The sequence below is a fragment of the Paenibacillus sp. NPDC093718 genome (genome assembly GCF_050279985.1).
Lineage (GTDB): Bacteria > Bacillota > Bacilli > Paenibacillales > Paenibacillaceae > Paenibacillus_AQ.
In genome coordinates, this window is sequence record NZ_JBNNUS010000008.1 from 61,040 (window position 1) to 87,000 (window position 25,961).

The following is a 25,961-nucleotide window of genomic DNA, read 5'->3' on the forward strand; positions in this document are numbered from 1 at the left end:
CATCTCCTGACCTGGAGCTTGGTTCAATCTCAAGACGTGTGTGTAAAGAGTAGTAAGCGTCAAGAAATAACCATCATCTGCAACTAAAGAATCGGATGGAGGTGGAGACTATGAGCAGGCAGCGAGACCGAGACGTGGAGATCGAGACCCGCAATATCGAGGAGCGGAATGACTCCAGCAGGGTAGCATCTACGCTAATAAAGTATGTTGCTTATCTGATTATCTTCTTTGGATTTTTGTATTTCCTTATTAAATACGTATTTCCGATGTTCTAGATGGAGCAGATGGTATTCGTTAAAAAACCTCCCTTTCGTGATACGCGAAAGAGAGGTTTTTTTCTCATGGATCGGCTTTTTTTTTCATAACAAGCTTTACCTAGTCAGGCGATTCATCCAACCTCGTGTGATCAGATTTACTTCGCAGCTGGGATCATCAAATCTTCCAGCTTGGTCTCCTCATCAGACCAGTTGGCAAGCAGTGCTTGAATATACCGGATGTCTGAATCGTCCGGATCATAGAAGTAATCGCCGCGGATCACAAGATCTTTTCCCTTAAGCATGTAATTCTCAAATGACGGTGGGGAGTCATTAAAAAATAGGTTTTCGGCCAGCTTGAGAATGAAATCGGAGTTTAAGTCCATCGTGAGATTGCTGCCTCCGATACGCATCAGCTCCGGGATTTTGCCTATATTTTTCAATTCAAATACCCGATCCATTAAGGAACTGAGGAATATGCGCTGGCGCATGGTACGGTTGAAATCCGAATCTTCCCGGTACCTGACATAGTTTAATGCATCTGTGCCATCGTAAATAGGCTTGTTCGGCTCGATCCGCAATTTAATATGACGGGCGCTCTTGTTCTCGATGACTTTATCGATGGGGAGTTTAATCCCATCCAATGCATTGACGATATCCGTTAATCCGTGGAAATTGATGGCTGCATAATAATCGACGGGGTGCTGGAACAAATGCTCAACCGTATCCATGGCCATTTTCGCGCCGCCGTGGGCGTAAGCTGAGTTGATTCGGGAGGTGACTCCCCTGCCGATGACTTCGGTGTATGTATCTCTTGGAATGGAGACGAGCAATATTTTATTAAGATCAGGTCGGATGACAGAGAAGATGATGGTGTCAGAACGGGCAGGCTCGTCCTCGCGTTGATCAACTCCGAGAAGCAAAACCGAGAATGGCTTCGTTGCCTCCGAAGCAGGCTTGGGCGAAACAGAAGGACCAACAGGCTTGTAGGATTGCTCGAGCGTATGTTTGATATCTTTCGCGAAAAAAGCCTGAAACGCTATCCAGGACAATTCTTTTCTGAAAATATAGCTTAATCCGCCTAAGAGAATCAGTATAAATAAGGATACTCCTATCCATTTTTTGAGTTTGAGGCGGCGTTTGGGCTTTCGAGGACGTCTGATAGAATACGTTTCATTTCGATTTTGGCTGGGATCCATGGATTTCCTCCTTGAATGTTTTGGATCATGCAGGGATGCCTGGATTATGTTTGAATAGGATGATTTTACCAATCATGTTGTGATAATTATAGTGAAAAACTCGGGAAAATCAACATAAAATTACATTATATTCCATATAAATTTTGAAATTTGTATATCAAATGCCTGATTTTGGCTTAAGGGGCGGCGGCTTCACCGTTGACTTTAGGGGTTGATGTAACTATGATGGTTACATGATAGTCATCTGAAGATTTGGTCCGTCAGGAGGGGTCGCATGAACATAAGCAGCCGATTTGCAGTGGCCATTCATATTCTCTCCGTGCTGGAGATGAATAAGACTGGCGTCAGCACCTCAGATTATATCGCAGGGAGTGTGAACACGAATCCTGTGGTTATCCGGCGTATAGTAGGCATGCTGAGCAAAGCGGGCCTTGTGGAGGTTAAACCTGGCGTAGCGGGAGCGAAGCTGGCGAAGCATCCGTCCGAGATTACGCTGCTGGATATTTATCATGCCGTTCATGTCGTGCAGGTGGATTCCCTGTTTGGTATTCATGAGAATTCGGACACAAAATGTCCTGTTGGCAAACATATTCAAACGGCGATTGTCCCGGTTTTTTCAGCCGCCCAGAAGGCCATGGAGAACTCGCTGCATGAGGTGAATCTGGAAGAGATCGTCCGGAAAATTGATGCCTCTGCGAATGGAACATCAAGTGAATAAGCGAAAATCACACGCTCGATCCTTATGTAGGATGGGCGTTTTCTTTTGACTAACCGTTGGTGACCCTTCGATTCACTTGTAATTTACTGGGTTTGACAACAAGGATGTCCTGTAACTATAATGATTACAAGTAAGATGTAACTGATTTGATTACAAGTTAAGCTAGCGTTGACCTGAATATATGTTATGAACAAACAACAACATTCAAGGAGTGAGAATATGACAGCTATTATACATCCATCCACAAAGCTTGGACCGGTCTCTCTGCGGATCAGTAATCTGGCACAATCCGTACGCTTTTATACGGAAGTCGTCGGTTTGAAAATGCTTCGCCAGCATGGCCGTGTTGCCGAATTGACGGCAGACGGGAAGCAGCCGCTGCTGATTGTAGAGGAGATTCAAGATCTGGTAAGACCGCAGACCCGGACGGCAGGTCTGTACCATTTTGCAATCCTGGTTCCGAATCGGGAATCGCTCGGGCTTGCGCTTGCTAATCTGATCGCGCATAACATTCCTGTCGGCCAAGGCGATCATCTGGTCAGCGAAGCATTATACATTAATGATCCGGACGGAAACGGAATCGAGATTTATGCCGACCGATCAAGGGATACCTGGAAGCGTGATGCCAAAGGGGAATATGTGATGACCACAGATCCTGTTGATGTTGAGGGACTGCTGGCTCATTCCAAGGACAAGGAATGGTGTGGACTTCCTGAAGGGACCGTTATCGGGCATGTACACTTCCATGTGTCCAACCTGCACGATGCTCGCGTATTTTATTGCGATGTTCTGGGTTTTGAGCTGACAGCCCATTATGGCGGCGCTGCGTTGTTTATATCCGCAGGAGGATACCATCACCATATCGGGCTCAATGTTTGGGCAGGACTCGGTGTACCGAACGCTCCACGGAGCGCTGCGGGGATGGAAGATTATACGATTGAGCTTCCGAGCCATGAGGAGCTTGAGGCGGTAACCGGCCGTATCCGTGAGGCAGGGCTGCGCCTGGAGCAGCGCGATGGCGTCTGGGCCGTTCAAGATCCCTCGGATATCTGGATCCGGTTGGTTGTTGCTTAAATAATATAAGTCGAAGAGGCCTGTCCGCTATGTTAGCGGTCAGGCTATTTTTATGAGATACCCGTTATCTTTATCAGGGAAGCTATATCCGGTCTAATTCCTCCAGCGTACGAAGCATGAACTCCAAGATATTCGGGATATCTCCCATCTGTTCTTCGTTGATCCTGCGTGGAAAGCGAAGCTCGATCGTGTTGTGGAGCGGTACCGGAACATGGCTGTAGGTGTACCGTATCGTTTGCAGCGGCGGAAGCTCCGGATTCCATATCTCCTTCATGATCTGGGCGATAGCCGGACAAGCTATGGAGGCATCAGCGATGTTTTTATGAAAGCGGAGCTTCAACTCGCAGGCTGGCTGACCTTCCGGAATTTCTAAGATCTCGGCCGCCAAATCCCGGAGGCCGGTCTCCAGGCAAAATTCGGCTGAAGTTGAGGATGGTGCAGCCAGCTCGAACCGGAGGCTAAAACTTCTGGACAAAGTCGCCATATCCAGGAGATCCTTTCGATCGGTAACACGAATGATTTCATCGAGGTTGTCGAGGTCGTAGACCGCATTTTCGATGCCAACCTTTAAATTTTCGAATATCGTCGGGTCAAACATGGGGCACATCCTTTGAATATAATATTGACAAGCCGCGACCTCTCCGCGTGATTTCCTTCGTATTATAACAGTATTGCCAAATGGTATCATCATTGACCCGCGCTCGGTTTCCAATTTGCGTGTAACCGAAATTTCCTAGGAGCAGCAAGATTGACCCACGTGTAAAAGTTATGATAGGATGAAACGCGAATAACAGTAAAAATAAATTTACCGGTAAAATATATGGAGGTGTTAAAATTAAAATGACTGGTATCTATAAAATTAAAACCCACGAACAGCTCAAAGCGATTGCCGATCCCCTGCGTACTAAGATCCTGATGAATCTCGTGAAGGATGCCTACACTGGACAGCAGCTAGCGGAGATACTGGACATTACACGGAACAATATTTATTTTCATCTGAAGGAACTGGAGAAGCACGGCATCATTCATGTGGTTCGGAAGGAAGAGAAGAACGGTATCGTGCAGAAATACTATCGCGCCGTCGCAAGCCGCTTCATACCGGAGGATCATTTGCTGCCAAGCCTGGATTTGGTGGAAACGTCCAGACAGGTATTTATGGAGACGCTCGATGTTACCCGGACGAAAATCGAAAGCGCACCGGCTTCTTCTTTTGCCTTGGACAGCGCGAGCGAACACCACAGGAAAAACATTGCGGGAACTTACCGCTTTCATGCAACAAAGGAGAGCTTCCATGCTTTTGTGGACGAGTTCAAGCAGCTCATGAATAAACACTTCAGGATGGAGACGGCCGAAACAGACAGTACTCCTATGTCTACGGAAGAGAAAAATTACTATATGTCGTTGATTGCATTTCAAGATGATCAGGAGGATATCACCATTCGATAATCCTTGATGGGGGAGTCATTACATATGGAGAATTATCAACATAACGTCGTTATCGATGATGCATGGTTTACCGTATCGCAGCTGGACGAGACCACGTTCGCGATCAGTGAATACGGACATTGGGAGAAGGTGCATTCGTTTCTGTTGATCGGAAGCGAGCGTGCCGCATTGATCGATACGGGACTTGGCATCGACAACATGAGGCGGATGACCGATCAGCTGACGGATTTACCTGTTATGGTGCTAACCACGCATGTTCACGCGGATCATATCGGCAGTCATGGGCAGTACGGAGAGATTTATGTGCATGAGGCTGAGGAGGACTGGCTCGTCAGCGGGATTAAGAAGCTTTCCATTGAACAAATCCGCAAGGACATTTCACGTGATATCACGAGGCCGGTACCGGCTTCCTTCGATCCGGCAACCTATACCCCTTATCAGGGGCAGCCGACCGGTATTCTAAGGGATCGAGATGTCATCGAGCTTGGCGGTCGGGCTTTGGTTATTTACCACACGCCAGGCCATTCTCCCGGACATATCGCGGTATTTGATATACACCGGGGTTACTTGTTCACAGGGGATTTATTGTATGATGAGACGCCGGTATATGCTTTTTATCCAACGACAAGTCCGGAGGATCTCGTTAACTCGCTGGAGCGGATCGCGAATCTTGATGGTGTAAAACGCATCTATGGTTCTCACAATACACTTGGACTGGATCCGGTATGGTTGCTCGTGGTGAAAGAGGCGGTTCAAGAGCTGCGGGAAAAAGACCTTGTCCGATTTGGAACGGGCATTCACCAGTTCAACGGATTTTCGGTTCAATTTTAGCACCGTTATCCGGTTACTCCTCCGCAAGCAAGCGCCAGCTTAGGAAGATCGAAAAGCCTTGCACCGAGGGGTGCAGGGCTTTTTTTGATCCATGATTTATTTCGAGGCTAGCGGAAGGGTGTAGTAGTTAAAAGCCTTATCCAGCAGAGCACAGGCCTCTTGACGAAGCAGCAGCTGCTTGGAACGGAAATGGACGGAGCCGTCTTTTTGGATACGGGTGTCCGGATCAACGACTCCGCTTCCGATAAGCGCTTGAATGGCTTCTACGGCCCACAGATCTGTTGGATCGGTTAAGGTAACCCGGGTATCCACTTGCAGTTGTTTTAAATTTTGGATCATAACAGCGGCGACTTGCCTCGTGAGAGGTTTCGAACGGCTATATCCGGGAATGCCTTTGATCATCTGCTGTTGATTCGCATCTATCATGTCAGGGAACATGTACCAACCATGGGAGCGGATCAGCAGGTCAGCGAACTGCCCCTGGGTCATCGTTCCTTGAGGATCAAAGCGGTTTCCTCCTATCCCTTGGATCAAGCCCAAAGCATGCAGGTTATCGATGTGAGCTCTATACTTACTGCTTGCAGGTACGTCGGTAAAAGGAGAAGCAGCCTCCATTTTCTGGGATTCCGCTACGACGCCGAGACCGATTTGGCTGGTGTAGTAAAAATATTGAATCTGTCCGTTTGCTCCTTTTTTGAAGGTGACCTTGTTCCCCAGCTCGTCCTGGAACAGCAAGTCGTTGATTTTCCTTAGGGCACTTACTTTGGGAAGGCGTGTCATATGACATTTTGACACTGTTGCACATGACAACGAGTGCAGTAGGATACAGACATATCAAGGTCATGAAGACATGAAAGGAGCCTAATCTATGAAGAAATGGCTGAGGGAGTACCTGTTAAACTTTTGTTATTTGATGTTTACTTTTGGAAGTGGAGTGTTTTACTTTTGTTACTATCTTGTGGGCCTTGTATTTGGCTTCAGCATGAGTTTTACCCTGATCGGGATACCTGTTCTTACCTTTGTAATGCGAACGTCACGGACCTTCATGAATTACGATCGGATTCAGGCAAAGTTCTATATGGACATAACGATCGAACCTGTTATGAAGAGAACATCATCTGGCTCCTACTGGAATCAGGCTAAAGTGGAGCTGTCGGACATCCGAAATTGGAAGGCCGTATCGGTGCTCATGCTGAAGATTATCATTGGCATTATTAGTTTGTTCAGTGCCGTTATCTTTTTTATCGTTCCTATTCTATGGATTTTGGCACCATGGATCAGTTCCTTTGCAAATATCAACATGGGGCCAATTCGCGTTGACACCTTACCCAAGTCTCTGCTTATGATGGTAATCGGCCTTCTCTTTGCTTTTGCAGGGGTATGGGCGGCTAAGGGAGCGGCGAGATGGACGGCCCGGTACACGCAGTGGATGTTTTCGGTTTGGAGGTAGACACATTGTTGGGGCCGTGTCATATTAAGGAGGAACCGTGAAGGAACTGCAGGGAGTGAAAGTTTTTGTTTGATATAGTGAAACAATGGAAATGGTACGACTGGGCGATGCTCTTTATTCGCATGATGGGCTGCATCTCCCTGATCATCACATGTATAGAGTTCAGGCACCAGCTTACCGCAGCGTTATGGATCGTCGTCATGTGGGAATTGGCAGCCTTCTCGATACCCTGGCTGTGTCTGCTTCTGAATCGTAAAGCATATTTGTTCACCGAGATTTTATTATCAGGCGGAATCGCCGTTTATTTGACTTCCTTATTCCCGGGGGCTTACTTGTCATTTATCATTCCGGCCTTTCTGATGGCTGCGAACAGCTATGGAACCACATACAGATGGACAGCCCCCCTTACGGCTATCTTGGTTCCAATACTGATCAAGCTGTATGCCCCGTCAACGGATTTGTTACTGATGATAGAGCATGTTGCTTTAGCGTTTGCATTAGGATTTGCCTTTCATTTGTTGATGGCCAACTACAGCCAGAACGAAATTATTCGGACACACAATACGATATTGGAGCAGTATTTATCTCAGGTCGAGCGGGTCACGCTGTTGGAAGAACGGGAACGCGTGTCCAAGGAACTGCATGATACGATGGGCCATACGTATACTGCGGTCATTATGGGTTTGGAAAGGCTTCGTTCTACGGAAACAGATGCATCAGCTCAGCGTAAGCTGTCCAATCTGCTGGAACTGACGCGGAGAAGTCTGGATGAGGTCAGAGGGTATTTGCATGAGCTGGATTCACCGCTAGAGCAGATTCCCTTGGTGCAGTCACTGAGACAGGTAACGGAGGATTTCGAGCGCAATACCGGGGTAAAGGCAGGACTTAGAGTGCTTGGTGAAGAGTACCCGGTATCCCGGCAGGCCAAAATGACCTTCATCCGTTGTCTTCAGGAGTCCTTAACGAATAGTGTGCGGCACGGTAATGCGACGAGGATTGACGCCGTGCTTCAATTCGAATTGCAGCAGACCCGGCTTGAAATTCGGGATAACGGCAGTGGAAGCGTGCAAATCCAGGAAGGTTTCGGTTTAAGCGCCATGAAGGAAAGGGCCTACCGCCTTCAAGGCCAAGTATCGGTTTATTCGACTCCTGAGGCAGGAACCGTTGTGACCTGCAGCTTGCCTAGAATTTCGGAGCCTGCAGATGAAGTCATCCGGCTTTTATTGGTGGATAATGAACCTTTTATCAGGGAGAGTCTCGGCATCATTCTGGAATCGGAGAAGGACCTTGAGGTGGTAGGACGTGCAGAACATGGGGAACATGCTTTGGACATGTGTGAGAAGCTTAACCCCCAGCTGGTGCTGATGGATCTGGAGATGCCCGTGATGGATGGCATTACAGCGACACGGCTGATCAAACAACGTTGGCCGTTAGTGAAGGTTATCATATTCACCACATTTGAACAGAGGGGCAAAGCTGTGGAAGCCATGCGAGGCGGAGCGGACGGTTACTTACTGAAGTCGATGGAGCCGCGTGAACTAGCCGAGAACATACGAATCGTGTATCGAGGGGGAACTTTGATGGATCCGGCGATTTCGGCGAAGCTCTTCGATCGGGAAGCGGGCGGCATCATGAAGGAAGAGGGTGGCTCAGCATCCGTAATCGAAGCCGATCCAGCGTCGCCTCCACTTCTGAAGTTATATGATCTGACACCAAGGGAGATTGAGGTTCTGAAGTATCTCTCCCAAGGATTGCGGTACAAGGCGATTGCGATGAAATTGTATCTTTCAGACGGGACTGTACGGAATTATGCCTCAACCTTGTATGCCAAGCTGGGCGTCCGCAACCGGGACGAAGCGATAGAAGTTGCAAACCAGGCCGGACTCATATGAGCCCAGCCTGGTTTTGTTTCATTTATGTTCCCAGTATAGAAGCATATGTTGATGGCAGCACATCAGGAGTCCATCATCAGTAACTGCGGTCCATATTTTTACCGTAATAAATTTCGTCCATCTCCAGCTTGATGCGCTCGGTAATTTTCTGCTGCTCGGCGTCGGACAACTTATCCTTCGTGTAACCGAACAGATAGTTGTCCAGATCAAACTGCTTCAGCTTGCACTTGGTGTGGAAGATGTTCTCCTTGTATACGTTGACGTCAATCATATCGAACAGCTCCTTGGCCTCGTCCGGAATGTAGTTCTGAATGGAGCTGATCTCATGGTCGATAAACAGCTTGTGCCCGTGAATATCCCGCGTGAAGCCCCGAATTTTATAGTCGATCGTCATAATATCCGTATCAAAGGAGTGGATCAGGTAATTTAGGGCTTTCAGCGGTGAAATCTCCCCGCAGGTCGACACGTCGATATCCGCCCGGAAGGTGCTGATCCCCTCATCCGGATGGAATTCCGGATATGTATGGACGGTAATATGGCTCTTGTCGAGCTGAAGGTTTATGTTCTCCGGCAGCGGCCCCGGCGATTCGTCATAGGATTCCTCCGGAACCTCCACGACCGGGCCCTCGGATACAAGCACCGTTACGCTCGCGCCTTGCGGGATATAATCCTGCTTGGCAATGTTCAGGACATGGGCTCCGATGATTTCGGCCACATGGCTCAATATTTTTGTTAGTCGATCCGCGTTATACTGCTCATCAATATATTCAAGATACGCCTCTCGTTCTTCCCGGGTTTTCGTATAGCAGACATCGTACATATTAAAGCTGAGCGATTTCGTTAGGTTGTTGAACCCATGCAGGGTAACGCGTTGTTCTGGTGTCATATCCATATGAATTTCCCCTTGTGTAGTTAATATATCAGTTCGAGTACCTATTATTTCCGAAACCGGCGATTCCTAATCTGCCCACGCGTTGCCTTCGGAATTAACATTAATATGTTCTTACCCGGATCGGGTTTAACATTAACAGAGGGTCGAGGTGATAGAGACAAGTATCGGCTGCTCAAAAACTCAAAAAAGGCCAACCGGTAATCCCCGGCTGACCTTCAGACGAGAAGGACACCTGCTACATGCAGCATATCCTTCGAGCGTGTATATGGACTTCACTTCGTATTGCCGATACCATGATCCTTCTCAAACGGGATGATTACTCCGTAAATTCCAGCAGTTCAATTACATTGCCAAAAGGGTCCCGGATTGCGCTGTATAGACCGGGAGGGCACGGCTGCGGTGTATCAAAGATGACCTCTACACCCTGCGATTTGTAGTTCGCAATCGCCGCGCTTACATCAGCCGTCTCAAGTCCGATAATAACCTGAGCTTCATGCGGGTAATCGGTTTTCGTAGGACGGTCGCATTTTTGCAGAACAAGGGAAACGCCTTCATGTTTCAAACTGATGATCTGATCATCATACACCTTGGAAATTTCGAATCCCAGAATATCACAATAAAATCGCGTCGCTTGATCCATATCACTTACATTAATCGATAGAACACAAAGATTGGGCATAGTTCCTCTTCTCCTCTAATCCATGGCTTGTCTTACTGGCAGCATAGAATGCCTTCACCGGATTCGATGCTGGATTTTAAGCTGGCCAGCATGCCTTTCCATGCATCCACATGCCATTCCCGGGCTTGCAGTGACGCCTCGGTATCCATCCAGCCTGTATGCTGCAAGGTGATTCTTGTACCGCCGTCCTGTTCCGGCCTAAAAGACACCTTGACCGTGGTCAATTCCCCCTGATTCATCGTTTCTGCAAAGGGATCGGGTCCTTTCCACTCAAAAACGAGGGTATGCGGCTCATCATACTGCAAAATGGTACAGCCCGCGGTGCACATCGATTCACGATTAGCCGGGTTAAAATAAAGCTCGAATTTCCCGCCCGCCTTCGGTTCAATTTCAGCAGCCGGCGCAAACCACTCGGTTATCCTCGCAGACTCCGTCCATGCGCGCCAGAGGAGTTGCACGTCAGCCTGAATTATGGTTTCTTGAATAATGGTCATGTCTATTCCTCCAAACATATCGTGCTTATTGTTCTGTAATAACACTTCCAGCAATTCCATTATAAAGGGACATGCGATTCAAAAATTCTTCTACCTTGCGCTGTTATTTCCGATCCTTCTCGAACAAGAGCAGAGGTAGATTAACAACAATCGGAGGGTCGTAGGGCAGAGGCTCGCGCAAGGTGATGTTTACGGCGAGATCGGTTTCTTCGTCGATATGGACAGGCTCCTCCCGCTTGCCGCGCAAGGATTTGCTCAGCAGAAAATAATTCCGGGGATTAAGGCTCCAGGGGATACCCGCTGCCAGCACATAATACGTTCCGGTTGGTATGCCGGTTAAAGTACAGGTCCGGTTCTTGAGGTTGACCGCCGTACCGGAGACAGGCTTCTGATCAGGCACGGGTCTTGGGAACAGACCAACGTAAATCATGCCGCGGAACGCCTCGGGAGCTTCGATCCGGCAATGAATCCGGGGCAGCGCATGTCTTTCTTCCTCTGCCCAGGTTAATGGCTTGTGCTCATATTGATTCACGTAACGATGCAGGGACTCGGTGGTGGAGCGGAACCTTTTCGGAGACAGACCGACAAGCTGCTTGAAGCGGGTATTGAAGGTGCCGGGACTTGCCAAACCGATGCTCATTCCGATTTTTACAAGCAGGGAAGGACCTTGAAGGAGCTCGATTTTGCCGGATTCAACCCGGAGCGCGGACAGGTATTGCCTGAGCGATATGCCGGTTACTCGCTTGAATACTCTGGAGAAATGGTAGGGACTGTATCCCGCAAGATCGGCGAGCTGCTCGGTCGTCATGGGCTCGTCCAGATGCTCCTTCATATATTGAATGGTTTGATTTACGGCTTCGGTATGTGCGTCATTCATTAGGATCACCAACTTCACTTTTTGGGCTCTACATGATAGCATGCCTTTTTCCACATTTATGAAGTTCTCTTCGTCGAATGCAATTTCCTTCCCCGATCCGGTTGCCCATTCATGGAAAGGCCGTTAAACTTAGAAGATACGGGCTTTTCGAAACGGAAAACCAAGGTGAATTAAGGAGTTTTTATCCATGAATGTGGAAACAAATGATAGAGAATCGATGAATATGAATACAGCGCGGGATTATCTGCAGAAATATTACGGCTATCCTGATTTTCGGGAGGGCCAGAAAAAAATCGTCGCCAGTCTACTGGCGGGTCAGGATACGCTCGGGATTATGCCGACGGGCGGAGGCAAATCGATCTGTTATCAGATCCCGGCGCTCCTGTGTCCGGGTCTCACGTTGGTTATATCGCCTTTGATCTCCCTAATGAAGGATCAGGTGGATGCCCTTACGACAGCGGGCGTGGCGGCAGCCTATATCAACAGCACGCTCAGCGGCAAGGAAGTGAACGAGCGCATACGTGCGGCCAAGCGCGGAGAACTGAAGCTGTTATATGTCGCCCCGGAACGGCTTGAACTGGATTGGTTCCGGGAGGAAATGGCAAGTCTCGATATTTCGATTGTGGCTGTCGATGAAGCGCACTGCGTATCCCAGTGGGGGCATGATTTCCGGACCAGCTATCTCTCGGTAGCTCCTTTTGTAAAAGGGCTCCCGAACCGTCCGATTGTGGCGGCCTTCACGGCCACGGCCACGCCTGAAGTTATGGAGGACATGCAGCGTCTGCTTCGACTGGAACAGCCGCAGGTGTTTGTAACGGGCCTTGGACGCGACAATCTGGAGATGTCGGTGCTTCGCGGTGAGAACAAGCGGGAGTTCGTTCTGGACTATGCGGCCTCGCATACCCATCAGCCAGGAATCATCTATGCCGCCACTCGCAAGGAAGTCGATGATTTATGCCAGCGACTTCAAGCTAAGGGGCTTCTAGCGGGTCGATACCATGCCGGCATGAGTGACGCGGAGCGAGCGGAGAGCCAAGAAGCCTTCCTCTATGACGATATTCGCGTAATTGTAGCAACGAACGCGTTTGGCATGGGGATCGATAAATCCAACGTCCGGTATGTCATTCATTACAATATGCCGAAAAATATGGAGTCCTACGTGCAGGAAGCGGGTCGCGCCGGACGGGATGGCGAGCCGAGCCAGTGCATATTGCTGTTTAGCGCCCAAGACATCATGACCCAGAAATTCCTGATTGAACAGAATCCCCAAGAGGGCGAGCGCAAGCAGAATGACTACCGGAAGCTGCAGCAGATGATCGATTACTGCTACACCACAAGGTGCCTGCGCAGCGCGATGCTGGATTATTTCGGGGAAGAGCACGAAGATAAGCCCTGCGGTACGTGCAGCTCCTGCACGGATGACCGGGAGCTTGTCGATATCACGGTGGATGCGCAGAAAATTTTCTCATGCATCCACCGGATGCGCGAACGCTTTGGCGTGTCCATGGTCGCCTCCGTGCTGAAGGGCTCACGTGCGAAAAAGGTACTGGAATACGGCTTTGACCGCCTTCCTACCTATGGCGTGATGTCGAATCGGACCGAGAAGGAGATATCCGAGACGATCAATGTGCTCATCTCGGAAGGGTTCCTGGCGCTGACGGAAGGCCAATACCCTGTCGTGAAACTGCAGAGCGAGGCCGCCGATGTGTTAAAAGGCCAGCGCGAAGTGATGCAGCGCGTTCCTCGTCCTTCCAAAGCCGCAGGCAGCCAGCGGAGCGGCAGCCGCCGCGATTATTCGCCGTCAGCCGTCAACGAGACGGTGTTCGAGCAGCTGCGTTTGATTCGGCGTGAGCTGGCAAGCAAAGAGCATGTGCCGTCCTACATCATTTTTAATGACGCAACATTGCGTGAGATGAGTGTGGTTTGCCCGCAGAGCGAGGATGAGATGCTGAATGTCAAAGGGGTCGGGGAAGTGAAATTCCGTAAATACGGCCGTCCGTTCCTGGAATTCTTCCTGAATGGTCAGGGCGCATCGAGTGACGGTGACGACTTGTACGACTATGAGTAATAGGCTGGCATAACCGGCAGAAACTAATTTAGAAGGAAAGTGGACCCTACCATGAAAGTCATACTATCAACATTGAATGCCAAGTACATTCATACCTCTTTAGCCATTCGCTGCCTGAAGGCATACAGCGAGAAGGATTTCGATATCGAACTGACGGAGTACACGATTAAGGACCCTGTGATGAATATCGTCTCCGACCTGTTCCAGCGCAAGCCGGATGTGATCGGATTCTCCTGTTATATATGGAATATTGAAGAAACGATTAAAGTGATCGATATCGTGAAGAAGATTATGCCGGAGGTCACGATCATATTGGGCGGACCTGAAGTATCCTACGATACGGAGTATTGGATGAAACGGCTGCGCAATGTCGACTTTATCGTCATGGGTGAAGGCGAGGAGACCTTCCACCATTTGCTGCAAACGATTGAAGGGGACCGGAAGTATCATTTCGTTTATGGCGTGGCTTACCGCAAGCAGGACGAAGTCATTGTAAATCCCGGAAGACCGAAGAGCATTCTGGCGGAGCTGCCTTCCCCGCATCGTTTTCCGGAGGATATCCCGCATCTCGGGAAGCGGGTTGTCTATTTTGAGACCAGCCGGGGCTGTCCCTTCAGCTGCCAGTTCTGCCTGTCGAGCATTGAGGTGGGGGTTCGCTACTACGATATTGAACGGACCAAGGCGGATATTCTCTATTTGATCGAGAACGGAGCGAAATTGATCAAGTTTGTAGACCGCACCTTTAACATTAAGCGGGATTACGCGCTTGAAATGTTCGAGTTTCTGATTGAGAATCATGGCGGCTGCGTATTCCAGTTTGAGATCACGGCGGATATCATGCGTCCCGAGGTGCTGGATTATTTGGCGAAAAATGCGCCTCCCGGCATTTTCCGGTTTGAAATCGGAGTGCAATCGACCAACGATCCGACAAACGAGCTGGTGAAGCGTCGCCAGAATTTCACCAAGCTGTCGCGCACGGTGACCATGATCAAGGACAGCCGCAAGATCGACCAGCATTTGGATTTGATCGCAGGTCTTCCGGAAGAGGACTACGATACGTTCCGCAAAACGTTTAACGACGTATTTGCGCTTGGGCCGGAGGAGCTGCAGCTAGGTTTCTTGAAGATGCTGCGGGGAACCGGTCTGCGGATCGATGCGGACAAGTATAATTACACCTACATGGATCATGCTCCGTATGAGATCCTCGGCAGCGATGTGCTTCCGTTCTCGGATATCGTCCGATTGAAGAGACTGGAGGATGTGCTGGAGAAGTATTGGAATGCGCACCGGATGGACCACACCCTGAATTATTTGATGAAGCATGAGTTTACGTCGCCGTTTGATTTCTTTCAAGAGTTTGGCGACTACTGGGAAGGACAAGGCTGGCAAAAAATCGGCCATCAGCTCGAGGACCTGTTCACGCGTTTAACGGCTTTCCTTGAAGATCGGAAGACCTCGCATATGGACGTTGTCTCCGGTCTGATGAAGTTTGATTATTTCCTGGGCCATAAGTATAAACCGCGGAAAATATGGTGGGATCACACCCAGGATAAAGCGCAGTGGACCGCCAATGTTAGCAAAATCGTTGAGGAACCTGCGGCTCTATCCCCCGGATTTGCCGATCTGGGGATTACGGAGCGCGATCTGCAGAAACATGCGATGATCGAGGTGCTGCCATTTAACCTCAGCGATGCCATCCAGGGTGGCACCGGATTCCCGGACAGCGCGGACCATGCAACGATGCTATTGGTATTGTACCAGCAGAACGAAACAGGACAGCCGCAGTACTACACGATGCCTGTGGAGTTCGCGAAGCAGGCAAAGTAGAGTTAACGAAGGACACTCCTTACCGGAACTGGATGCGAGCGGCTTGGCCGTTTGGGCGAAATACCTTTCTTATAGGAGGTTGGCAGGTACTGGAGCTGTGAAGATGAATCCCTGCGTTGCCGTAACGGACTGTATCCTGGGGCGTCCCGGAATAAAACACCCTGGGGATCGGTATTCTAATCGCATCAACCGATGAGGAGGGGATGTTTATGAACGGGAAACAGATGGGGCGGGAACAGCATCCGCACGATGAGCCCACCATTGCGCCGGGTATGGAAACCAATGATGATCTGCGCGAAGAGGCTACGGAGGATGAAGTAGACCACGGCGAGTACACCGAGGTTACGCAGCTGATCATCGACCGAACGCCGAACGAGGAAGAGTAAGGGATTGGGCTTTCCCATAAGTAGTTTAACTTACTTGACGGAGCTCGCCAGATTAATTGGGGGCACCAGCGATTGGAAAGAATGCTTCGTACGCGCAGCGTTATACAACAGACAAAGGGGGTGTCCCAAAAGGTCAATTAACCTTTTGGGACACCCCCTTTTAATTCGTCCTGCATCATTCTTTTACATTATCCGTTTCGATTCTTGCGGTGTCTCATGCGATCCCGATGAGTGCCGCTCGAGCCAGTCGAGAACATGTGCCGCTACTTCATCCCTGTTGATTTCATGCAGCATTTCGTGGCGGCCGCCGGGATACAAACGGTATTCAAGATCCTGAATGCCATGTTGCCGGTACAATTCGATCAACCGCCGTACGCCTTTGCCGCGGTGTCCGACCGGATCATCCTCGCCCGAGAAAATATAGACCGGCTTATCCTTTAGCAAGCATTCCATCAATTGAGGTTTATGGATCTGGGACAGCAGCTTAAAGAAATCACGGAAGAAACGAGCGCTGCATACCTGACCACAGTAGGGGTCGTTGATATATTTATCCACTTCCGTTTCATCCCGGGATAACCAATCGAATGGCGTGCGAATCGGGCCGAAACCTTTGTTGTAAGGGCCGAACACGATGGCGTTCAGCATCAAACTCCGGTGCGTGTTTCCTTGAAGGCGCATTTGTGCCGCTGCCAGATTCAAACCGAACGCTAGCAGTCGCTGAGGACCATTGGTGCCGGACAGAATGAATCCGTCGAATAATCCGCCGTTCGAACACATGATCTTTTGAGTCAAAAAAGACCCCATGCTGTGGCCCATTAAGTAATGTGGAACACCGGCATGGCGCTTTTTAAGCTCGGAAGCAAGAAGCAGCAGGTCTTCAATCATCCCTTCGAATCCGTCTTCCCCGGCGTCGCCGAGAAGCGTAAGGCCGGACGTTTGTCCATGACCCCGATGGTCGTTGCAGTACACAGCGTAACCGTGCGCTGTAAGCAGCTCGGCAAGCTCCTCGTATCGTATGCCGGTTTCGCACATGCCATGCGCAATTTGCACGATGGCTCGAACGGGATGATCCGGCTCCGGCAGCCATTGATATACAAAAACATGCATGCCCTGCGTATTCAGCATCGTAAACGTGTCGGTTTGCATCTCAGGCCTAACACCTCCACAAAAACGAATGGTTTATTTCAATACTTTATACCCTGTTTATGGAAGATATGAACGAAGAACCGTAGATTGCCCGTCCAGCGTATATGCACCCAGGTTAGCTGGCAACAGGAAGCATTGTCCGGACGTATAATCAATGGAGCCGTTATCCCAGCTAAGGGTTCCTTGACCATCGCATATCACGACGATCGTGAAGCTTTCCGCGGAAGTGGACAAGGACCAGGCACCGTTAACAACGCCTTTCTCAACGACAAAATAAGGAGATTGGGCAAGCTCAAGCCATTCTCCAGGCGCGGTTCCTTCCGTGCTCATAGTGGTCGCGCCGGATCCTTCATAGGCCGTCACGTTCAAGGAGTCCTCGATATGAAGCTCACGCGGCTTACCGTCAAGGCCTGGTCGATTATAATCGAAAATCCGGTAGGTTGTATCCGAATTTTGCTGAATTTCCGCCACTACAACGCCCGCACACAGGGCATGTACCGTACCGGCAGGTATGTAGAACGTGTCTCCGGCTTTTACGGACACTTCTTGCAGCTGGTCCATAACCGTGCCGTTTTCCATGGCTTCTTTCAAAGTCTCGCGGCTGACGCCTTCTTTCAGACCGTATATGATTTTGGCGTCCGGCTTCGCATCCAGCACATACCACATTTCAGTCTTGCCCAGCTCACCTTTCGGAAGCCCCTTGTAGTCATCGGTCGGATGCACCTGAACGGAGAGGTTGTCATTGCAGTCAAGCAGCTTGATCAGCAGGGGGAAACGTCCGTTAACCTCGGAGAATCCTTTGCTGCCAAACCACTCCCGTCCAAATTGCTCCCGAATCTGATCCAGGCCGCGACCGGCAAGTTCACCGTTCACAATGCTGGTCGTACCGTTCGGATGGTCGGCGATCATCCAGCCTTCTCCGATATGTCCTTCAGGAATATCCAAGCCGAATTGCTCCAAGGCACGGCCACCCCACACACGTTCTTTAAATTCGGGTTGGAACAACAATGGATATGGTTTTGTCATTGTAATCATCTACCTTTCATCATGTTTGGAATATTCTATGGATGTTGTAAAGTGCGGCACCTCTCCTAGAACTTATATCATATCGGCTTCTTCCGTTCCAGTGCAATGAGATATGGCGCTTCGGAACGCTGAAGACCACGATATAATATCGTTTGCACTTTGTCCTGGGGCAATTCCGCTGCCCAGGCCTGCACGGCGTCCGCTTCGGCATCGCCGCCCTTGTGGCCAGGGTACAGCACGATGGTGATAATGCCGCCGGGACGGAGCAGCTCGATGGCAGCCTCCAGAGCCGTCAGTGTGCTGGCGGTTTCCGTCATGATCCGTTTGTCTGATGAATCTGCCGGAAGGTAACCGAGATTGAACATGATGGCACCCATACGGCCATGCTCGTATTTAGGCACGCATTCTCCCATAAGGGCATGGCTCTGATGGTGAAGGGTAACCTCCGCAAGGGTGCCGGGCGGCTCCTTGTCCAGCCGATCACGAGTGAGCTGCAGCGCCTGTTCCTGAATATCAAAAGCGTACACCTTGCCCTTTGGTCCTGTGCATTTGGCTAGATACAGCGTATCGGCCCCGGTTCCGGCCGTCGCATCCAGCGCAATCTCTCCAAGCCGCAGCCTTTCGGACACGAGCTTGTGAGCAAAACTCAAAACCGAGAGGAAGCCCATCAGGATCCCCCCCACAATTTACCCTGCCATGTATCCCGGCGCTTGAGCTCGGCGTCAATGCCGTTAAGCACTTCCCACTTCTTGAGACTCCACGTCGGCCCGATCAAGAGATCCCGTGGAGCGTCTCCGGTCAGACGGTGGACGATCATTTCGGGAGGTAAAAATTCGAGGCTATCTACGATAAGGCTGATATATTCGTCCTGTTCCAGGAACCGCAGCAGCCCAGCTTTATATTGCTTCACCATTGGCGTCTTGCGCATGAGGTGCAGCAGATGGATCTTGATTCCCTGCACATCCATCTTGGAGACCGCTCGGCCGGTGGCTAGCATCATCTCATGGTCCTCTTGCGGAAGGCCATAAATGATGTGTGTGCAGACACGGATGTTATGCTTGCGCAGCTTTTCGACCGCTTCCAGATAACATTCGGTATCATGGGCCCGGTTGATCAGCTCGGAGGTGGAATCATGGATCGTTTGCAGGCCCATTTCCACCCAGAGATAGGTTCGCTCATTCAGCTCCGCCAAGTATTCCACGACGTCGTCTGGGAGGCAATCCGGGCGTGTAGCGATCGATAAACCGACAACGCCCGGCTGCTGCAGAATGACTTCATAATACTCCCGAAGCTCCTCTACCGGAGCATAAGTGTTGGTATAGGCTTGGAAATAACCGATGTATTTGGCGTTCGGCCACTTCTGGTGCTGCCGGTCCCGGATGGTGTTGAACTGGGTAACAAGATCGTCCCGCCGTCGTCCGGCAAAATCACCGGAGCCGCGGGCACTGCAGAAGGTGCACCCGCCCTTGGCAATCGTGCCGTCGCGGTTCGGGCAGGTAAAGCCCGCATCCAGCATTACCTTGAATACTTTTTCCTGGAATTGGCTGCGCATCTCGTAATTCCATGTATGAAATCGTTTGTCGCCCCATAATGTTGGGGCGGGTCTAAGGGATGTACTCATGTGTGCTCCTTTTATAGCCGCATAAGATGAATAGAGACAGGTATAGCCGTGCCTCAAAGTATACATGTTTTACTTAACTTTTACTTAAGCAGATATGTCCATTGTAACAAAAAATAAAACTTTGCGTTATATACAGGTCTTCAAGCCTAATTAAGATGTTGTTACTTGAATGAATTGCATATAATTGGTATATTTAAAATAGAAAAATAAAAATATGATTCAAGCAATTTTGGCATGGGTATATATCGGATAGGATTCATATTTGTGTGACGTCATGGATACAATAATACCGTGAGGTGATTACGAATGAATTCGTCGACAGTAAAGAATGACAGTAGAGACAAAATCGCTGTGGAGCTTACCCCGAACGAAGCTTTAGCCCTTACCGGCGTGGAGTTTAACTCCAACCAGGACGTGAAGGCTTCGGCACGTCGCAAGATTCGGGCGGCCTTTGAGAAGACGTTTGATTTTACGTCGAATGAAAGGTAGACTATTCACAGTTTAACCATCGCGGAACCCCAATTCCAAATATAAGAAAGAGGAACCTAAAGCCTTTGCGTTAAGCAGAGCATAGGTTCCTTTTTCTATGGGGCTCTTTACTTTTGGGATTAACTTCGTCACAATAAATGCAGTATCGGGATATCATTCTAAATTTACTTGGAAAGTTTCGGAGGTATGACATGCGTTTACGCGGAAGAAAAGGTATACGGGAAAATCTGGAGCAGCAGGAAGACCTGGTCGTTTTGGACCCCGGTCAATATAGAGGGAAATGGGCTTCATTATTTGGCAATGACCTTCCGATCCATGTCGAATTCGGCATGGGCAAAGGTCAATTTATAAGCCAGATGAGTTACAAGCATCAGAATGTGAACTTTATCGGGGTGGACATGTACGACGAGCTGATTCGCCGTGCAAGCGAAAAGGGACGCAATGTCTGGGCTCAGGAGGGTGTCGATACCCCGCCGAATTTGAAGCTGGCGCTGTTTAATATCGAGAACGTTGAGCAGGTTTTTGAACCCGGCGAGATCGAACGTTTATATTTGAACTTCAGCGATCCGTGGCCAAAATCCAAACATGCCCGCCGTCGTTTGACGCACCCGCGTTTTTTGGACAAGTATTCCCAGATCCTGAACGAGCGCGGGGAAATTCATTTCAAGACCGATTCGGTTACGCTTTTTGAGTTCTCCCTGAACGCATTTGCCGACTATGGTTTGCAAATGACGAACATTTCGCTGGATCTGCATCGGGACGGACTGAACGAAGAACACGTGATGACCGAATACGAGACGAAATTCGTCGGTCAAGGTATGCAGATTCATCGCTGCGAGGCCATTGTTGGTAAGGAAGCACTTGCTTTCTATCATAAGAATCGTCTTGAAAAATACGGTAAATAATGTCTATATGGTAGAGTTTCTTCAATGATAGCGCTTGCTTGCATTATAATAGTAGGAAATCTATCAATTCGATGACGTGTTCGCGGAAAACGGCGAAAAAAAAGGTGTGCTCCCTCTTTAGGAGTACACCTTTTCGTTTTCCAGCATGTCGATGATGCTGCGGGCACTTTGCATCGGATGGAATCGTTCGATGTCTCGCAAATTCTTCGCCCGTTGCTGTTGGATCAAATCGTATTGATGAAGCAGTTTGTTCATCCAGTTGCCAATAACCTCCAGTGAGTGGATAGGCTCACCCAATCCTTGCGCCGTAAAGTATTGGCAGTTCTCTTCTTCCTGCCCCGGAAGAGGCTGGTGGAACAGCATCGGGATTCCTTTGGCAAGGCCTTCGGTGCATGTCATCCCGCCAGGCTTCGTAACGAGCAGATCCGACACCTCCATCAGCTTGTCGATCTCACGCGTAAAGCCCAAAATCCGGATGTTCGGATGCTGGAACCGGGGGTTGTTCTCCATCTCCTCGCGTCCCTTGTCGTTATTGCCGAGGCAAAATATGATCTGGACTTCGCCGCGCCATCGGGTCAGAAATTCATGTACCACTTCGTCATTCATAATGCCCCAGCCTCCGCCCATTACAAGCACGGTAGGCATATCGGACAGATTAAATCGTTCCCTGATTTCCTTCTTGCTCGGATGCGTCCAGAAGTTGGGATGGATCGGAATGCCGGTAACCTGAATTTTGGCTTGGGACACCCCGCGATTGAGCAGCTTTCGCCTCACCTCCGGCGTAGACACGAAATATCGGTCGACCTCTGGACTGATCCATGTATCGTGAGCATCATAATCGGTAATAACGGTACACAGAGGCACATCAATGCCCAGCCGTTTCAAACGCGATATGACCGCACTTGGTATAAAATGGGTACACACAATGATGTCGGGTTTGAGCTGTCTAACCACGTTTTTGGTGCTTGTATAGAACATTCGGTGAAGTGCTAAAGCCGTAAAGCGGTTAAAGGACTTTTGATGGCGATACATGTACCCGACCAATCTCGGGCGAGTTGTAATCGTCTTTCTGTAGGCCGAAATGATCAGTGGAGCGATTTTAGGGTTCAAGAAGCTCCCGAGCTCGAGAACTTTGGTCTGTACGCTAGGCGATAACTGGCGCAGGCTGCTGGAGAGTGCATGAGCGGCCTGTGTATGGCCTGCACCGAACCCTTCAGATAACAGCAAGACTCTTTTTTTAGCCACTACTTTTCACCCGTTCTGCAGCGTTATTCTTTAACTTTAACATATCGACTTTGGGAAAAGAAATCAACCATTCTCCACTTGTGTTCCAGGGACTTTGGTCCCGGAAACGGAAACTTTATTCGGCAAGCTTCTCGCTGGCGCCTTGCTACTTAAGGAGTTAGTCAGCTGCGCGCATTTTGTAGAAAATCAGGGTCCGTGGTCTTTTGACTTGAGTATGAGATGCCGCTACAATGATTCAAACGGACATCAAAAAGTTTATTAGAGAAAGAGCATTAAAAAAAGAAAACTTTTTGGGTGTCTGTTGCGTTTATTTATTGGCGGACAAGTCGAAAAAGAAAAAATGGGCAGCCAAGAGAAATAAAAAGCAAGGAAACGGATGAAAATAAGAACTAAAGCCGTTTGAAACGAAGCTTGCTGGCAAACGACATTGCAAGCTGAGCTCTTTTACGAAGTTTTTCCGTAAATTAGAGCATTCCACGGTTTTGACAAAAGATTCAAAAGTGTGGAAAATCGTGTATGACGTGCGAAGTTGCCCCGCGGCACCGAGGCTACTAGAAGGACAGACACAAGTCACAGGGTCATAGCAACAATAAAAAAAGCGAAAAACTTAGAGAGAAAAAAATAACAAACATTCTCGGGTTATAAAAAGGGGGTAACGGAGAATCATGACAGACGCCATCTTTATCGCGCTCCAACTATTCTTGGCCGCGGTGGGTGTGTACCAGTTCGTATTCTCTTTGTTTGGTCTGGTCAAAAGAAAAAAGAAACAACAGTTTGAACCCAATAAATCATTTGCAGTGTTAGTTGCTGCGCACAACGAAGAACAGGTTGTCGGTGCATTAATGGAGAACCTGAAACAGCTTGATTATCCGAAACATCTGTACGACGTATTTGTCATCTGCGACAACTGTACGGATCGTACAGCAGAGATCGTCCGTGCCCACGGGATGAACGCATGCGTGCGTACGAATCAGAATCTGCGAGGCAAAGGTTATGCCATCGAGTGGATGCTGAAAGAGCTCTGGGCAATGCCGCGCCAGTATGATGCGGTTGTCATGTTTGACGCGGATAATCTGGCCGCTCCGAATTTCTTGAACGAAATGAACAATGATCTCTGCTCTGGAGCAAGAGTTATCCAGGGATATATCGATACCAAGAATCCTGAGGATTCCTGGATCACTGCCTCTTATGGGGTGTCTTACTGGTATATCAACCGCTTGTGGCAGCTGTCCCGCAGCAATCTGAACATGGCGAACTTCCTCGGCGGTACAGGAATGTGCTTTGAGACCAATCTCTTGAAGGAGATCGGCTGGGGCGCAACCAGTCTGGTTGAGGACTTGGAGTTCACGATGCGCAGCGTTATGCGCGGCGTATATCCGAAGTTCAACTATGATGCGAAGGTATTTGACGAAAAGCCGCTTACGTTTAAGGCTTCCGCCAGACAACGTCTGCGCTGGATGCAGGGTCACTTTACGGTTGCCCGCCGTTATTTCTTCCCGCTGCTGTGGCGTGCCATTAAAGAACGCAGCCTCGTGAAGCTGGACTTGGCATTGTACGGAGTCAACGTTTATATCGTACTGCTGACTTTCTTGTTGACGGCCATCATCTGGGTTGACAGCTCATTCTTCGATGGTCCGAATATCGCGAACCTGTACGGTTATTTACCGCTCTGGCTTAGTTTTACAGCGATCGCGGCGAATGTGTTCACGTTCATGATCGCGATGGTTCTGGAGAAGGTGAAATACAAGAAGGTGTATATGTATCTGGTGCTGTTTCCGATTTACCTGCTGTCGTGGTACCCTATCACGGTATATGCGTTCTTCACGCAGAACAACAAGCAGTGGAGCCATACGGAGCATACCCGGGTTGTACGCCTTGAAGAAGTTCAAAGCAAACAAGGCTAATCCAATATTTATATTCAATCTGTGTTGACAGAAGATAGGATGACCTGTTATACTATCGTAGTCTGTTAAACAGAATATCTGATTGCAAGCAGAAGCGCCGCTTCTCACCTGACCGACATGTGTTGGCTGGTTTGATCACGAAATCAATGAATGGATTTAACTTCATTTGTGAGATGAGTATCAAATAGGGATGTCGGTGATTAACCCGTCATCCCTTTATTTTTTTTGCAAACAGGAACAACAAGTAATTTGGAGGTGGAGGACTATCAGTAAGGAACATATGATCAATGACGAGATTCGGGCCAAGGAAGTACGTTTGGTTGGTGCCGAAGGTGAGCAAATCGGGATCAAGCCGATTCGTGAAGCACTGCAAATGGCAATTGATCTCAATCTGGATCTGGTGAACGTGGCCCCTCAGGCGAAACCGCCGGTATGCCGCATCATGGACTACGGTAAATTCCGCTATGAGCAGCAGAAGAAAGAGAAGGAAGCACGTAAGAACCAGAAAATTGTGGATATCAAAGAAGTATGGTTCCGAGCCAACATTGAGGAGCATGATTATCAAACCAAGCTTCGCAATGTCGTTAAGTTTTTGAAAGACGGCGATAAAGTGAAATGCTCCGTGCGTTTCCGTGGTCGTGAAATCACCCATGCTAACATTGGTCAGAAGATTTTGGAGCGCGTGAAGGTGGAAGTGGCGGATCTCTGCGTCATTGAACGTCAACCGAAATTGGAAGGCCGCAGCATGATTATGATTTTGGCTCCAAAAGCCTAAGAGAAATTAGAGGAGGAAGTACTACAATGCCTAAAATGAAAACACATAGCAGCCTGAAAGGCCGCTTCAAGATTACTGGTACTGGTAAAGTTAAACGTTATAAAGCTTACAAAAACCACTTGCTTTCCCACAAATCCAAGCGTGCGAAGCGCGTATTGTCCAATAGCCCAGTTATGGCGCCTGGAGATGTTAAACGTTTGAAGCAAGGTCTGGCTAACTTGAAATAGTAAACAACAATTATTGGGAGGTCTTTTGATATGGCACGAGTTAAAGGCGGATTTGTCGTTCGTCGTCGACATAAAAAAGTATTGAAGCTTGCGAAAGGTTATTTCGGTTCCAAACACCGCATTTTTAAAACAGCGAACGAGCAGGTAATGAAATCCCTCGTTTATGCATACCGGGATCGTCGTACTACGAAACGTAATTTCCGTAAATTGTGGATCGTTCGTATCAACGCGGCTGCTCGTCAAAACGGTCTGTCTTACAGCAAATTGATGCATGGTCTGAAGCTTGCTGGTGTGGACATTAACCGTAAAATGCTGGCTGATCTGGCTGTTAATGATCTGAACGCGTTCAATTCTTTGGCTACTGTAGCTAAAGAAAAAGTGAACGCTTAATTATACGTGTATGAAGAAACCGCCGTAATATTACGGCGGTTTTTTTATTTTCCGCTCCTGTCCGTCATACATAAGAATCGTAAACGTTGAATGCTGGCAGGACGAGCTTTTTCACCTATCTTTAGCCATCGTAAGGGCCATGAAAC

The 25,961-nt window shown here is 49.0% G+C and carries 29 protein-coding genes; 17 read left to right on the forward strand and 12 right to left on the reverse strand.

Annotation, left to right across the window (positions count from 1 at the left end):
- Positions 1-110 precede the first annotated feature (110 nt).
- Positions 111-275 (forward strand): hypothetical protein, encoded by a 165-nt coding sequence (locus ACQKPA_RS23040; RefSeq protein ID WP_164817510.1) that lies wholly within the window; start codon positions 111-113, stop codon positions 273-275.
- Between the two features lie 137 nt (positions 276-412).
- On the opposite strand, the gene ACQKPA_RS23045 is transcribed toward ACQKPA_RS23040, so the two are convergent.
- On the reverse strand, positions 413-1,453 hold the full coding sequence (locus tag ACQKPA_RS23045; RefSeq protein WP_427494845.1) for an LCP family protein: 1,041 nt from the start codon (positions 1,451-1,453) through the stop codon (positions 413-415).
- 274 nt (positions 1,454-1,727) lie between these two features.
- Between ACQKPA_RS23045 and ACQKPA_RS23050 the strand changes: the two genes are divergently transcribed.
- Entirely contained in the window at positions 1,728-2,171 is a 444-nt protein-coding gene (locus ACQKPA_RS23050; protein ID WP_427494847.1) for an Rrf2 family transcriptional regulator, read from the forward strand.
- A gap of 219 nt (positions 2,172-2,390) precedes the next feature.
- A complete protein-coding gene (locus ACQKPA_RS23055; RefSeq protein ID WP_427494848.1) occupies positions 2,391-3,245 on the forward strand; it encodes a VOC family protein in 855 nt (284 codons plus the stop codon).
- An 82-nt stretch (positions 3,246-3,327) separates the two neighbouring features.
- Here ACQKPA_RS23055 and ACQKPA_RS23060 read toward each other — a convergent pair whose 3' ends face one another.
- Positions 3,328-3,843: a hypothetical protein gene (locus tag ACQKPA_RS23060; protein ID WP_427494850.1), complete on the reverse strand. Its 516-nt coding sequence runs from the start codon at positions 3,841-3,843 to the stop codon at positions 3,328-3,330.
- Positions 3,844-4,085: 242 nt separating this feature from the next.
- Between ACQKPA_RS23060 and ACQKPA_RS23065 the strand changes: the two genes are divergently transcribed.
- A complete protein-coding gene (locus ACQKPA_RS23065) occupies positions 4,086-4,691 on the forward strand; it encodes a helix-turn-helix domain-containing protein (RefSeq protein WP_427494851.1) in 606 nt (201 codons plus the stop codon).
- Between the two features lie 24 nt (positions 4,692-4,715).
- The gene (locus ACQKPA_RS23070) at positions 4,716-5,522 is read left to right on the forward strand and encodes an MBL fold metallo-hydrolase (RefSeq protein WP_427494852.1); all 807 of its coding nucleotides are present in this window, start codon (positions 4,716-4,718) and stop codon (positions 5,520-5,522) included.
- Positions 5,523-5,618: 96 nt separating this feature from the next.
- Here ACQKPA_RS23070 and ACQKPA_RS23075 read toward each other — a convergent pair whose 3' ends face one another.
- Positions 5,619-6,257 (reverse strand): S-layer homology domain-containing protein, encoded by a 639-nt coding sequence (locus tag ACQKPA_RS23075; protein ID WP_427494853.1) that lies wholly within the window; start codon positions 6,255-6,257, stop codon positions 5,619-5,621.
- A gap of 133 nt (positions 6,258-6,390) precedes the next feature.
- Here ACQKPA_RS23075 and ACQKPA_RS23080 point away from each other — a divergent pair, with 133 nt between their 5' ends.
- Both ACQKPA_RS23080 and ACQKPA_RS23085 read left to right on the forward strand, forming a co-directional pair.
- Complete coding sequence (locus tag ACQKPA_RS23080) at positions 6,391-6,972, forward strand: sensor domain-containing protein (RefSeq protein WP_427494854.1); 582 nt, start codon at positions 6,391-6,393, stop codon at positions 6,970-6,972.
- A 65-nt stretch (positions 6,973-7,037) separates the two neighbouring features.
- Positions 7,038-8,864: a response regulator gene (locus ACQKPA_RS23085; protein ID WP_427494855.1), complete on the forward strand. Its 1,827-nt coding sequence runs from the start codon at positions 7,038-7,040 to the stop codon at positions 8,862-8,864.
- 76 nt (positions 8,865-8,940) lie between these two features.
- Here ACQKPA_RS23085 and speD read toward each other — a convergent pair whose 3' ends face one another.
- From speD to ACQKPA_RS23105, 4 genes are all read right to left on the reverse strand, one after another.
- The gene (gene speD / locus ACQKPA_RS23090) at positions 8,941-9,756 is read right to left on the reverse strand and encodes an adenosylmethionine decarboxylase (RefSeq protein ID WP_427494856.1); all 816 of its coding nucleotides are present in this window, start codon (positions 9,754-9,756) and stop codon (positions 8,941-8,943) included.
- A 316-nt stretch (positions 9,757-10,072) separates the two neighbouring features.
- The gene (locus ACQKPA_RS23095; RefSeq protein WP_427494857.1) at positions 10,073-10,435 is read right to left on the reverse strand and encodes a VOC family protein; all 363 of its coding nucleotides are present in this window, start codon (positions 10,433-10,435) and stop codon (positions 10,073-10,075) included.
- A gap of 32 nt (positions 10,436-10,467) precedes the next feature.
- Entirely contained in the window at positions 10,468-10,929 is a 462-nt protein-coding gene (locus tag ACQKPA_RS23100; protein WP_427494859.1) for an SRPBCC family protein, read from the reverse strand.
- A 103-nt stretch (positions 10,930-11,032) separates the two neighbouring features.
- Positions 11,033-11,806, reverse strand: coding sequence for an AraC family transcriptional regulator (locus ACQKPA_RS23105; protein ID WP_427494860.1), 774 nt, complete (start codon positions 11,804-11,806; stop codon positions 11,033-11,035).
- Positions 11,807-11,993: 187 nt separating this feature from the next.
- Between ACQKPA_RS23105 and recQ the strand changes: the two genes are divergently transcribed.
- The 3 genes from recQ (at position 11,994) to ACQKPA_RS23120 (ending at position 16,087) form a co-directional block, all read left to right on the forward strand.
- Positions 11,994-13,874 (forward strand): DNA helicase RecQ, encoded by a 1,881-nt coding sequence (gene recQ / locus ACQKPA_RS23110; protein ID WP_427494861.1) that lies wholly within the window; start codon positions 11,994-11,996, stop codon positions 13,872-13,874.
- Between the two features lie 51 nt (positions 13,875-13,925).
- On the forward strand, positions 13,926-15,701 hold the full coding sequence (locus ACQKPA_RS23115; RefSeq protein ID WP_427494862.1) for a B12-binding domain-containing radical SAM protein: 1,776 nt from the start codon (positions 13,926-13,928) through the stop codon (positions 15,699-15,701).
- Positions 15,702-15,910: 209 nt separating this feature from the next.
- Positions 15,911-16,087: a hypothetical protein gene (locus ACQKPA_RS23120; RefSeq protein WP_427494864.1), complete on the forward strand. Its 177-nt coding sequence runs from the start codon at positions 15,911-15,913 to the stop codon at positions 16,085-16,087.
- Between the two features lie 183 nt (positions 16,088-16,270).
- Here ACQKPA_RS23120 and ACQKPA_RS23125 read toward each other — a convergent pair whose 3' ends face one another.
- The 4 genes from ACQKPA_RS23125 to ACQKPA_RS23140 all read right to left on the reverse strand — a co-directional run bounded on the left by ACQKPA_RS23125 (position 16,271) and on the right by ACQKPA_RS23140 (position 19,880).
- Entirely contained in the window at positions 16,271-17,233 is a 963-nt protein-coding gene (locus tag ACQKPA_RS23125) for a lysophospholipase (protein WP_427494865.1), read from the reverse strand.
- 57 nt (positions 17,234-17,290) lie between these two features.
- Positions 17,291-18,259: a type I phosphomannose isomerase catalytic subunit gene (locus tag ACQKPA_RS23130; protein ID WP_427494867.1), complete on the reverse strand. Its 969-nt coding sequence runs from the start codon at positions 18,257-18,259 to the stop codon at positions 17,291-17,293.
- Between the two features lie 77 nt (positions 18,260-18,336).
- Entirely contained in the window at positions 18,337-18,927 is a 591-nt protein-coding gene (locus ACQKPA_RS23135) for a class I SAM-dependent methyltransferase (RefSeq protein WP_427494868.1), read from the reverse strand.
- Positions 18,927-19,880 carry a TIGR01212 family radical SAM protein gene (locus ACQKPA_RS23140; protein ID WP_427494869.1) on the reverse strand — a complete coding sequence of 318 codons (954 nt, stop codon included), beginning with the start codon at positions 19,878-19,880 and terminating at the stop codon, positions 18,927-18,929. The genes ACQKPA_RS23135 and ACQKPA_RS23140 overlap by 1 nt, the downstream gene beginning before the upstream one ends.
- 306 nt (positions 19,881-20,186) lie before the next feature.
- Between ACQKPA_RS23140 and ACQKPA_RS23145 the strand changes: the two genes are divergently transcribed.
- Together ACQKPA_RS23145 and trmB are read left to right on the forward strand one after the other, a co-directional pair.
- On the forward strand, positions 20,187-20,369 hold the full coding sequence (locus tag ACQKPA_RS23145) for a hypothetical protein (protein WP_427494871.1): 183 nt from the start codon (positions 20,187-20,189) through the stop codon (positions 20,367-20,369).
- Positions 20,370-20,560: 191 nt separating this feature from the next.
- Positions 20,561-21,274: a tRNA (guanosine(46)-N7)-methyltransferase TrmB gene (trmB, locus tag ACQKPA_RS23150; protein ID WP_427494872.1), complete on the forward strand. Its 714-nt coding sequence runs from the start codon at positions 20,561-20,563 to the stop codon at positions 21,272-21,274.
- Positions 21,275-21,391: 117 nt separating this feature from the next.
- On the opposite strand, the gene ACQKPA_RS23155 is transcribed toward trmB, so the two are convergent.
- Positions 21,392-22,519, reverse strand: coding sequence for an MGDG synthase family glycosyltransferase (locus tag ACQKPA_RS23155; RefSeq protein WP_427494873.1), 1,128 nt, complete (start codon positions 22,517-22,519; stop codon positions 21,392-21,394).
- A 230-nt stretch (positions 22,520-22,749) separates the two neighbouring features.
- On the opposite strand from ACQKPA_RS23155, the gene ACQKPA_RS23160 reads away from it, so the two are divergent.
- The 5 genes from ACQKPA_RS23160 to rplT all read left to right on the forward strand — a co-directional run bounded on the left by ACQKPA_RS23160 (position 22,750) and on the right by rplT (position 25,815).
- Complete coding sequence (locus ACQKPA_RS23160; protein ID WP_427494874.1) at positions 22,750-22,899, forward strand: hypothetical protein; 150 nt, start codon at positions 22,750-22,752, stop codon at positions 22,897-22,899.
- 285 nt (positions 22,900-23,184) lie between these two features.
- Positions 23,185-24,423, forward strand: a complete 1,239-nt coding sequence (locus ACQKPA_RS23165) for a glycosyltransferase family 2 protein (RefSeq protein WP_427494875.1) — start codon at positions 23,185-23,187, stop codon at positions 24,421-24,423.
- Between the two features lie 280 nt (positions 24,424-24,703).
- Positions 24,704-25,198, forward strand: a complete 495-nt coding sequence (gene infC, locus ACQKPA_RS23170) for a translation initiation factor IF-3 (RefSeq protein ID WP_071222668.1) — start codon at positions 24,704-24,706, stop codon at positions 25,196-25,198.
- A gap of 26 nt (positions 25,199-25,224) precedes the next feature.
- The gene (gene rpmI, locus ACQKPA_RS23175) at positions 25,225-25,425 is read left to right on the forward strand and encodes a 50S ribosomal protein L35 (protein WP_007127239.1); all 201 of its coding nucleotides are present in this window, start codon (positions 25,225-25,227) and stop codon (positions 25,423-25,425) included.
- 30 nt (positions 25,426-25,455) lie between these two features.
- Positions 25,456-25,815, forward strand: coding sequence for a 50S ribosomal protein L20 (gene rplT, locus ACQKPA_RS23180; RefSeq protein WP_071222669.1), 360 nt, complete (start codon positions 25,456-25,458; stop codon positions 25,813-25,815).
- Positions 25,816-25,961: the final 146 nt, after the last annotated feature.

Coding starts and splice junctions, on each gene's coding strand:
- ACQKPA_RS23040 (WP_164817510.1), top strand. CDS start 111: ATGAGCAGGCAGCGAGACCGAGACGTGGAGATCGAGACCCGCAATATC.
- ACQKPA_RS23045 (WP_427494845.1), bottom strand. CDS start 1,453: ATGGATCCCAGCCAAAATCGAAATGAAACGTATTCTATCAGACGTCCT.
- ACQKPA_RS23050 (WP_427494847.1), top strand. CDS start 1,728: ATGAACATAAGCAGCCGATTTGCAGTGGCCATTCATATTCTCTCCGTG.
- ACQKPA_RS23055 (WP_427494848.1), top strand. CDS start 2,391: ATGACAGCTATTATACATCCATCCACAAAGCTTGGACCGGTCTCTCTG.
- ACQKPA_RS23060 (WP_427494850.1), bottom strand. CDS start 3,843: ATGTTTGACCCGACGATATTCGAAAATTTAAAGGTTGGCATCGAAAAT.
- ACQKPA_RS23065 (WP_427494851.1), top strand. CDS start 4,086: ATGACTGGTATCTATAAAATTAAAACCCACGAACAGCTCAAAGCGATT.
- ACQKPA_RS23070 (WP_427494852.1), top strand. CDS start 4,716: ATGGAGAATTATCAACATAACGTCGTTATCGATGATGCATGGTTTACC.
- ACQKPA_RS23080 (WP_427494854.1), top strand. CDS start 6,391: ATGAAGAAATGGCTGAGGGAGTACCTGTTAAACTTTTGTTATTTGATG.
- speD (WP_427494856.1), bottom strand. CDS start 9,756: ATGGATATGACACCAGAACAACGCGTTACCCTGCATGGGTTCAACAAC.
- ACQKPA_RS23095 (WP_427494857.1), bottom strand. CDS start 10,435: ATGCCCAATCTTTGTGTTCTATCGATTAATGTAAGTGATATGGATCAA.
- ACQKPA_RS23100 (WP_427494859.1), bottom strand. CDS start 10,929: ATGACCATTATTCAAGAAACCATAATTCAGGCTGACGTGCAACTCCTC.
- ACQKPA_RS23105 (WP_427494860.1), bottom strand. CDS start 11,806: ATGAATGACGCACATACCGAAGCCGTAAATCAAACCATTCAATATATG.
- recQ (WP_427494861.1), top strand. CDS start 11,994: ATGAATGTGGAAACAAATGATAGAGAATCGATGAATATGAATACAGCG.
- ACQKPA_RS23115 (WP_427494862.1), top strand. CDS start 13,926: ATGAAAGTCATACTATCAACATTGAATGCCAAGTACATTCATACCTCT.
- ACQKPA_RS23120 (WP_427494864.1), top strand. CDS start 15,911: ATGAACGGGAAACAGATGGGGCGGGAACAGCATCCGCACGATGAGCCC.
- ACQKPA_RS23125 (WP_427494865.1), bottom strand. CDS start 17,233: ATGCAAACCGACACGTTTACGATGCTGAATACGCAGGGCATGCATGTT.
- ACQKPA_RS23130 (WP_427494867.1), bottom strand. CDS start 18,259: ATGACAAAACCATATCCATTGTTGTTCCAACCCGAATTTAAAGAACGT.
- ACQKPA_RS23135 (WP_427494868.1), bottom strand. CDS start 18,927: ATGGGCTTCCTCTCGGTTTTGAGTTTTGCTCACAAGCTCGTGTCCGAA.
- ACQKPA_RS23140 (WP_427494869.1), bottom strand. CDS start 19,880: ATGAGTACATCCCTTAGACCCGCCCCAACATTATGGGGCGACAAACGA.
- ACQKPA_RS23145 (WP_427494871.1), top strand. CDS start 20,187: ATGAATTCGTCGACAGTAAAGAATGACAGTAGAGACAAAATCGCTGTG.
- trmB (WP_427494872.1), top strand. CDS start 20,561: ATGCGTTTACGCGGAAGAAAAGGTATACGGGAAAATCTGGAGCAGCAG.
- ACQKPA_RS23160 (WP_427494874.1), top strand. CDS start 22,750: ATGATTCAAACGGACATCAAAAAGTTTATTAGAGAAAGAGCATTAAAA.
- ACQKPA_RS23165 (WP_427494875.1), top strand. CDS start 23,185: ATGACAGACGCCATCTTTATCGCGCTCCAACTATTCTTGGCCGCGGTG.
- infC (WP_071222668.1), top strand. CDS start 24,704: ATGATCAATGACGAGATTCGGGCCAAGGAAGTACGTTTGGTTGGTGCC.
- rpmI (WP_007127239.1), top strand. CDS start 25,225: ATGCCTAAAATGAAAACACATAGCAGCCTGAAAGGCCGCTTCAAGATT.
- rplT (WP_071222669.1), top strand. CDS start 25,456: ATGGCACGAGTTAAAGGCGGATTTGTCGTTCGTCGTCGACATAAAAAA.